The 8,828-nt window shown below is 41.4% G+C and carries 6 protein-coding genes; 4 read left to right on the forward strand and 2 right to left on the reverse strand.

Annotation, left to right across the window (positions count from 1 at the left end; genetic code table 11):
- Positions 1-55 precede the first annotated feature (55 nt).
- The gene (locus A4S05_RS20120) at positions 56-433 is read right to left on the reverse strand and encodes a hypothetical protein (protein WP_218107961.1); all 378 of its coding nucleotides are present in this window, start codon (positions 431-433) and stop codon (positions 56-58) included.
- A gap of 870 nt (positions 434-1,303) precedes the next feature.
- On the opposite strand from A4S05_RS20120, the gene A4S05_RS20125 reads away from it, so the two are divergent.
- Genes A4S05_RS20125 through A4S05_RS20140 form a run of 4 tightly spaced genes read left to right on the forward strand, consistent with a single transcriptional unit; the run spans position 1,304 to position 7,651 of the window.
- Positions 1,304-2,878, forward strand: coding sequence for an AAA-like domain-containing protein (locus A4S05_RS20125; protein ID WP_084227174.1), 1,575 nt, complete (start codon positions 1,304-1,306; stop codon positions 2,876-2,878).
- Positions 2,879-2,912: 34 nt separating this feature from the next.
- Positions 2,913-6,923 carry an AAA-like domain-containing protein gene (locus A4S05_RS20130; RefSeq protein ID WP_069071570.1) on the forward strand — a complete coding sequence of 1,337 codons (4,011 nt, stop codon included), beginning with the start codon at positions 2,913-2,915 and terminating at the stop codon, positions 6,921-6,923.
- Positions 6,924-6,978: 55 nt separating this feature from the next.
- Entirely contained in the window at positions 6,979-7,236 is a 258-nt protein-coding gene (locus A4S05_RS20135) for a hypothetical protein (RefSeq protein WP_069071571.1), read from the forward strand.
- Positions 7,226-7,651 (forward strand): PIN domain-containing protein, encoded by a 426-nt coding sequence (locus tag A4S05_RS20140; protein WP_069071572.1) that lies wholly within the window; start codon positions 7,226-7,228, stop codon positions 7,649-7,651. The genes A4S05_RS20135 and A4S05_RS20140 overlap by 11 nt, the downstream gene beginning before the upstream one ends.
- Before the next feature lie 175 nt (positions 7,652-7,826).
- Here the strand turns inward: A4S05_RS20140 and A4S05_RS20145 are convergent, their stop codons facing one another.
- Positions 7,827-8,723 carry a prohibitin family protein gene (locus A4S05_RS20145; protein ID WP_069071573.1) on the reverse strand — a complete coding sequence of 299 codons (897 nt, stop codon included), beginning with the start codon at positions 8,721-8,723 and terminating at the stop codon, positions 7,827-7,829.
- Between the last annotated feature and the right edge of the window lie 105 nt (positions 8,724-8,828).

Consider the following 8,828-nt stretch of genomic DNA (forward strand, 5'->3'; position numbering starts at 1 on the left):
TTTTCTCAAGAGTGCAAATAATCTTAGGAATTATTACAAATTGGATTGCTTTAACCTAAAGCGCCCCTTCATTGGTATCAGAGAAGTAGTAGTTGTAAAACTCAGTCCCCGTCTTTTTGTTAATCACCACAACCTGCTTAGTACCTCGATCATAGATGACGCGCACCTGCTCGTTTTCGCCAATGAATGTATTGCCAGATGTCCTCTCCAGATAGCCGTGGAAGTTAAATTCGCCCTCCGTAATTTGGATGACGATTGTATTTTTGTCCAGTACTGTCATGTAGGTGACAGGTTTAGAAGATTGGGAAATGATTGTAGAAACAGGTTCAAAACTTTGAGCTTGGGCAGAGCTAACCAGCCCCTCCATGCTCCAAAAAAGACTGCCAGCAGTGATAAAACAAAGAGCAACGAATTTTTTATTGATGCTTTTCATGGCGATTACCCAAAGCGGATTTAAAAGCTTCATACAAAAACAAGCAAATTAAGTAAAAAACATTATGATTTTGCCTATTCAGAAGTCAGAACCAATTTAGTGGGGGATTCTGACCCGCCACTAATTGCAGACCGCTAAATCATTGATTTAGTGGGGGTGCAAAAACGCCGCTTATTCATTCACCAGTCGGACTCCAATTCAATTCTGAATTCTGACTCCTGAATTCTGTTTTGATAATCGGCGTTTTTGCACCTTTCTTGTATGTCTAAAACACGATGACTTTCATTTGCGTTGTCAGCTTCTTAAACAGTAAGTAGAATGGTGTAAATAATTAAAGGTTTGTAGTGAGGACTGAAGTCCTTACTACGAACTAAATACCAAAGTTTTTACATTACTTCACATAGTTTGTTTTTTTCAAGTCGTTCTATTTAACCTCGACAAATCGAACTCTTAATTGAACAGCATATTGCAAGAAATAATTGGCACTGCCTTTAAATCTTTCATATTTTCTTATTTACTTCAAGCGCAGATAAATCAGTTAACCTAACTTGCCCGCAAATTAGCTGAAAACACTCGTGTATAGTCTGTAGCTTTGACAATGGAAGGATTGAGCAAAGGTGTACTTCATTTACTAACAATATTTGTATTTTTATATACGTGTATTAACTACTTGCTTACGTATACCTCTAAAGATTTTTTAATACTGTTTTATTTTGCCACGACTAAAAAATCAATTGAGGTTTGTGCAGTTCAAAAACCTCACTTACATCAGTTAAGGTGTAGTATATATCTGTTGATATCTAGATTACAGCAATTAAAACATCACATACGTCATTTAAGTCTGAAAGAACCCTTTTAATAAAAATTAATATGAAAACAACTAAAAAATCTCATTTAGAGATGAAAGCAGACAAAAATAAATCACTGCGAAAAAGAGGAGCAGTTCTGACTGTTGTTGGGTTGAAGAGATTGCAAACTGCAATTTTAGAAGAAGAGAGACAAAAAAGAGGAAGTAAACGTTTTACCCAAGTAGAATTAAGCGATCGCATTGGAATTTCTACCTCTAGTTTAAGCCGTTTATGGTCTTTGAATTCGAGGATAGATCCGCGTACCATGCGAATCTGCTTTAGTGCTTTTGATTTAGTGTTGCATGAAGATGATTACACCCTCTATGATGCCAATGATATGGATTTTCTGCGGGAATATTCGCCAGAAGATAGACAACTGATAGATCGAGATTTATCTGAAAATTCAGCTAATGCAGATTTATTACCAGAAAGTGAATTGTCGGGGGAACAACAAACAATCACACCAAATACTGCACCATCTCAAATTGTTTCCGTCTTTCTCGGTGAAGAGAAAATTAAGAGTGAAATTACACTCAACAAAGAGAGCAATTACAACGATGGAGCAAAGATTAGTGAATATATAAAATATCCCTGCGCTCCTTTATCTTTAGATTCTAAATTCTATATCCCTCGTCCTCCATTAGAAGAACTAGCATATCAAGAAATCACGCAACCGGGATGCGTAATTCGCATTCAAGGTTGTCGAGGCATGGGTAAAACTTCTCTGGTGTTGCGGATTGTAGCTCATACCAGAATGTTAGGGTATGAAACTGCAAAAATCAATATCGATCAAGTTGATATTGATGTTTTGCGAAAACCTCAATTATTCATGCAATGGTTAGCTGCTAGTATTGCTCGTCAATTAGGCAGAGAATTTAATGTCGATAAACATTGGGACGAAGAAATAGGTAGTAAACTCAGCTGCACTCTTTATCTAAAAGAATGTTTGCTTGCACCTTTAGAAAAACCTTTATTATTAGTATTAGATGAAGTTCAGCATATTTTTGAATATCCCGATCTAGCCAATGAATTTCTACCTCTGTTACGTTCGTGGCAAGAAGAAGCGCAACAGGATGAAGTATGGACAAAGCTGCGTTTGGTGATTGTTTATTCAACAGATGTTTGTCTTTCTATTGAAATTAATCAATCTCCTTTTAACATTGGGCTACCATTGAAATTATCAGAATTTACTTCTGAGCAAGTAATTGAGTTAGCAAACCGCTATGGAATTGATTGGCAACAAAACAAGCAAGTGCAGCAATTAATGGAATTAATCGGGGGACATCCAGCATTACTAAATATTACTCTTTATCACCTGCTTTATCATAAATTAACCTTAGAAGAAATTTTGCAAACAGCAATCACAGAAGTAGGAATTTATCGTCAACATTTACAAAATTTATTAAATAAATTACAAAAAAATACCCAATTATTAGATACTATGAAAATCTTTTTAACAAAAGATAAAAATATCGATTTAGATATATTAACTGCCTACCAATTAGAAAATATGGGGTTAATTCAGTTGCAGCAACAAAAATGGGTAATTAGTTGCCAATTATATCAAGGCTTCTTGAAAAAATATCTGATGTCGTAATTCAACAAAGTTAAGCAAATGATGATTTGCTATTATGAACAAAAGCATTTATAAAGTTGGTGGCTGTCTAAATGCTAATGCTGCTAACTATGTTAATAGACAAGCAGATATTGAGCTTTATACAGCCCTGAAAGCAGGGGAATTTTGCTATGTATTCAACTGTCGTCAAATAGGCAAATCTTCACTGCTGGTACATACCAAGCAACGATTACAAAATGAAGGCTTTAGTTGTGCTTACATTGATATTACGCAGATACGCAGCCAAGAACTCACCCCGACACAATTTTATAAAGGGATAATTATCCGCTTGCTGCATAGTTTTGGATTAGCTAAAAAAATCGATTTTGCAGCTTGGTGGCAAGAACAAACTGAGTTTTCACTCATACAACGCTTGGGCAATTTTATCGAAGATATTTTGCTAGTCAATCTGAGTAACAATCGCATTTTTATTTTAATTGATGAAATTGATAGCTTGCTGCAATTAAGCTTTGGCATAGATGATTTCTATGCGTGGATTCGGGCTTGTTATCAACAAAGAGTCCATAATCCTGAATACGAACGACTGGGTTTTGCTTTATTTGGGGTTGCAACTCCCTCTGATTTAATTCAAGATAAACTCAAAACACCTTTTAATATCGGTGTTGCTATTAATTTAGAAGGGTTTACATTAGCAGAGGCTCAACCTCTGGTAGTGGGATTAGAGCAAGTTGTGAACAATCCCCAAAGAGTATTTAAAGAAATTATTGCTTGGACTAATGGACAGCCATTTCTAACGCAAAAATTATGTCAGTTGGTGGTAATAACCAAGCAACAGCATTACAGCCAAGGCATGAATCTAGAAAGTAGCAACGGCAAAACTAGCCCACCTTTGGAGATTACACCAGGTAAGGAAGCAGATTGGATAGAGTGTTTAGTGCGATCGCAAATCATTAAAAATTGGGAATCTCAGGACGAACCAGAGCATTTACGCACAATTCGCAATCGCCTACTTTACAATAGCCAGCGCGTTAGTAGATTACTGGGTATCTATCAGCAACTTTTACAAGCTATGCCTGTAGCAGCCGACGACAGTCGAGAACAGGTAGAACTGCTGCTTTCTGGTTTGGTAGTTAAACATCAAGGATATCTGCAAATCCGCAATCGCATATATCAAGAAGTTTTCAATTGGGAATGGGTAGAGGAACAATTAAATCAATTACGTCCTTACTCGGAAACACTATCAGCTTGGATTGCTTCTCAACAACAGGATACATCTCGACTTTTACGGGGACAAGCCCTGATTGATGCCCAAAAGTGGGCGCAAAACAAAAGCCTCAGCGATTTAGATTACCAATTTCTTGCCACCAGTCAGGATGCAGAACAGCAAGAAATCCGGCGGCAATTTGCGGCGCAGCAAGAAAGCGAAAGGTTCTTTCGGCAACTAGCAGAAGCAATGCCCCAGATGGTATGGATTGTAGAGCCAGATGGTAGACTATCTTATACCAACCAGCACTTAAGCACCTTTTTGGGGCGATCGCATTCGGAGGTGACAAATTGGAAAAGCCTGGATGTGGTTCATCCTGAAGATCGCCTTAATAACCTTGCCGCCTGCAAACATTCTGTAGAAACCAACTCACCCTATGAAGTGCAACTGAGAATACAAGATGTGGCGGGAAACTATCGCTGGTTTCTCAATCAGGCAATTCCCATCAAGGATGGAAGCGGACAGGTGGTGAAATGGTTTGGCACCAGCACCGACTTAGATGATTTGAAACGACAAGAAGAATTCCGGCGACTGCAAGAAGTTGAAAAGCGGCTGCAACAAGAAAAACGCGCCAGTCGCTTGCAAAAGTGGTTACTGGGGACTGTTAGTATTGCTTTCGTCGTCGCCAGTTCTTTAGGAATGTATGCCTTTGCTCAAAGACATCAAGCCACTCTCCGAGAAATTGAAGCGATCGCTAACGTCTCGGAAGCTCAGTTTGCCTCTGGGAATCGATTAGATGCTTTAGTCAGTGCCATCAAAGCGCAGACTCGATTGAGCAAATTGTCGGGAGTGCCTGCTGAGTTAGTTACCAAGGTAGATCGAGAATTGCGCCGTGCCACCTTTCAAGTCATTGAACGCAACCGCCTAAACGGTAAACAGGGAAAAGTGCGGGGTATTGCCATCACTGCCGACGGACAGACAATCGCTGCTGCTCACCAACAGGGTAAGATTACTCTGTGGAAAAGCGATGGCACATTGGTAAAAGTACTTAGAGGTCACAAAGGAGAAGTCTTTGATGTCACCTTTACTCCCAAAGGCGATAGACTAATTTCGACTGGGCAAGATGGCACGGTGCGCCTGTGGAAGCTGGACGGCACACTGGTTAAAACACTCAACGGACATCAAGATTGGGTGCGATCGCTCGCCGTTAGCCCTAACGGACAATGGATTGCCTCGGCTAGTAACGACAGGACAGTAAAACTTTGGCGCATCGACGGCAGCTTGATTCGCACTTTTAAGGGACACAGCGATGCAGTTTCAAAGGTGGCGTTTAGTCCTGTTGATGCTAACATCCTAGCCTCGGTCAGTGATGATAATACTCTCATCCTCTGGAATCTAGAGGGTAAGAAAATTCGGACACTGAATAATCCCATCGCATCCAAAAAAGGCAAAAACCGTCTGATGAGCGTCACCTTCAGCCCTGACGGACAAACTCTGGTAGCTGGAGACTGGATTGGTAATGTTATCTGGTGGACTGTCACTGGCACTTTATTGGAAACTGCCACAGAACACGACAGCAGTGTGGTGACTCTCGCCTTTAGCCCCGATGGACAAACCCTCGCTTCAGCTGGTTGGGATAACACAATTAAGTTTTGGAACAGCGATCGAACTGTCAATCAAACCCTGTATGCCCATATTAACGGTACATGGGAAGTAGCTTTCAGTGCCGATGGTCGTCGTTTGATTTCCGCTGGTGAAGATAACTTGGTGCGGTTGTGGCAGCTGCAAAGCGATATTCTCACGGTATTGCGGGGTCATCGTGCCTCTGTTTGGCACACGCCCATTAGCCCCGATGGGCAAACAATCGTTTCTTCTAGTGCTGATGGTACCATTAAGCTGTGGAGTCGAGCCGGACAACTGCTCAACACCTTAACCCCGCCACCGGGACAGGTTTGGTCAGTGGATATCAGCCCAGACGGGAAGGCGATCGCCGCAGGTAGCGACGATGGTTCATTGACTTTATGGACGATGCAGGGAAAACCCTTAAAAATGATTTCAGCCCATAACGCAACAGTGCGGGATGTGGTGTTTAGTCCCGATGGGCTAGAAATAGCTTCCATCAGTTGGGACGGCACTGCTAAACTCTGGAAGCGGGATGGTACTTTCATCGAAACCTTGAGTGAGTCCCTACCCAAAAACCGCGATCGCCTCAATGCTGGAGCATTTAGCCATGATAACCAATGGTTAGCGATCGGCGGTCGAGATACGTTTCTTCGCCTCTGGCAACGGGACGCGAAGGGAAAGTTTCCATCTCAGCCACAATTCACCCTCAAAAGTCATAACGATACTATTTGGGATGTCGTCTTTAGTCCTGATGGAAAGTTCGTTGCTACAGCCAGCGAGGACAGGACAATTAAGCTGTGGTCGTTAGAAGGTAAATTAATTCGCACCATTCCCGCCCACACAGATCGGGTAAATGGCATCACCTTCATTCCCCCCCATTCTGGACTCCCCGACAACTGGGGTACTGTCTTAGCCTCTGCTGGTTGGGATAATAAAGTAAAACTTTGGTCGCTAGATGGCATCCTCCGCGCTACTCTGGAAGGACATGAACAGCGAGCATTGAATGTTGCCTTTTACCCCGCTACCCAGAATCAAGGAGCATTGCTAGCATCTGCCGGGTTAGATGATGTTGTGATTCTCTGGCAACTCAATCGCGTTTTAGATAGTAACCAGATATTGCACTCTGGTTGTATGTGGGTACGAGATTATTTGCAAAAGTATCCAGATTTGAGCGATCGTCAATCTCTTTGTCAGGTGGAAAAAACAATTCCTCCAGCCTACTCGAATACACCCGGCTAATGCGTACTCACATATAACGTATAATGTAATGTATACATCATATAAAATTTAAATTGTGTCAAGTAAAATTCGCAAGCAAATTTATATTGAACCACGTCAAGAACATTTGCTAAAAGCGATCGCTCAACAGGCGGGTGTAAGTGAAGCAGAGATTATTCGCCAAGCTATTGATCTTCATCTTGGTGAAATAACTCCACCTCAAACTAATCTTGCAATGTGGGAAGCCGAAAGAGAATTTATTGAGCAAATCAAAACTCGACCTGCTCAACTTGGAGGTCGGGATTGGCAGCGTGAAGACCTTTATGAACGGTAGGGTTTTACTGGATACTAATATTCTCGTTTATATCTACGACCCACTAGATATAGTGAAACAGGAACGAGCAATCGCAATTACTGACCAATTGATTCGTTCTGGGAAGGCAGTAATTAGTACCCAGGTGTTGGGAGAGTTTTTTATGGCCACAACCAGGACTCGGCGATTGCTTTTAACTCCTGCTGAGGCGCTGGTGCGAATGCGTAACTATTTAGCTGCTTGCCATGTCGTTGATATTACACGGCTCATTTCCCTAGAAGCGATTCGCGGTGTGGAAACCCATTACTTCGGGTTTTGGGACGCGCAAATTTGGGCAACGGCGCGACTCAACCAAATTGAAGAAGTTTATACTGAGGACTTTGCATCAGGTGCGACGGTTGAGGGCGTGCGGTTTACGAATCCTTTTATAGATTAAAAAAGATTCCCGACTGCTCTCAGAAATCAAGAATCTCAGCCTTGGAGCGATGCCTACGGCGGTCATTGAGCGCAGCCGAAGTGCGAGCAAAGCCTACGCACCTCACTAGCAACCCCTACATAGTGTATATTCATACAATTAGCATTATGTCAAGATATTGACCCGATGAAAAATTTTAGGGCTTTGAGGTTCCTGTTTCTGGCTGAATCATAATAGGCACTACGCCTTTTTCAGAGCCAATAATTACCAGCTTAGAATTATTAGATTGAGCTAGCTTTTCTGTGGCTTCAATCGCTCGTAATTGTAGCACTTGGTTGGTAAGTCCATTAGAGATAATTTTTTGGGAATCAGCTATACCTCGTGCTTCAATAAGCTTTCTTTCTGCCTCTTGACGCTCTTTCTCTAAAACAAATTTCATCTGCTGATTTTCTTGCTCTGTCTTGAGTTTGTTTTGAATTGCAGCTTGTAGAGTATCAGGCATTTTGATGTTTCGTAAAAGAGCTTCCTCAACGATGAAACCCAAAGCCGGTATTTCTTGGGTGAGTTGTTGGTCAATTTTTTGGGCAATTTCTTGGCGTTTGGTAGAGTAAATAGCATTGGCTGGGTAGTTTGCCGTGATAGCGCGGACAGTAGAGCGGAATCTGGAAATTACCAGTTGTGTTTCATCAGTTCCAATTGTTTTATAGACTGTAGCTGCCTTTTGCGGATCTAGCTTGTACTGAAGACTAACATCAAGATTTAGGCTCAAACCTTCTTGGGATGTCGCATCTATATTTTCCTTTATATCCTTAAGGCGAGTAGAAAAATTCAGCACCTTGCTAAAGGGATTCAGCAAGTGGACACCAGGATTAAGAGTAGTTTCAGGAACCTCACCAAATAAATTGACGACACCGACATTACCAGGTGGGACAATCACCAAAAGCCTAGAAAAAGAATTCAGTACTGCAATACTGCCAATCAACATCATAATTGTGCGTATAGCTAAACGTGACCTTTCACCAGAGATGCTATGTGTATTGAGATAGACGAGAATTGCAATTAGGCTAGTGACAAGAGAGACTATAAAGCCCATGAGTTTTTTCTGTGTAGTTAAGACGAATATACTTAATCACATAATTCCCAAAGGCTTTTATAAAACTAATACCATTTCAGACAAGTTATTAGGACCAGCCCTTTC

Source organism: Nostoc sp. KVJ20 (assembly GCF_001712795.1).
Taxonomy (GTDB): Bacteria; Cyanobacteriota; Cyanobacteriia; order Cyanobacteriales; family Nostocaceae; genus Nostoc.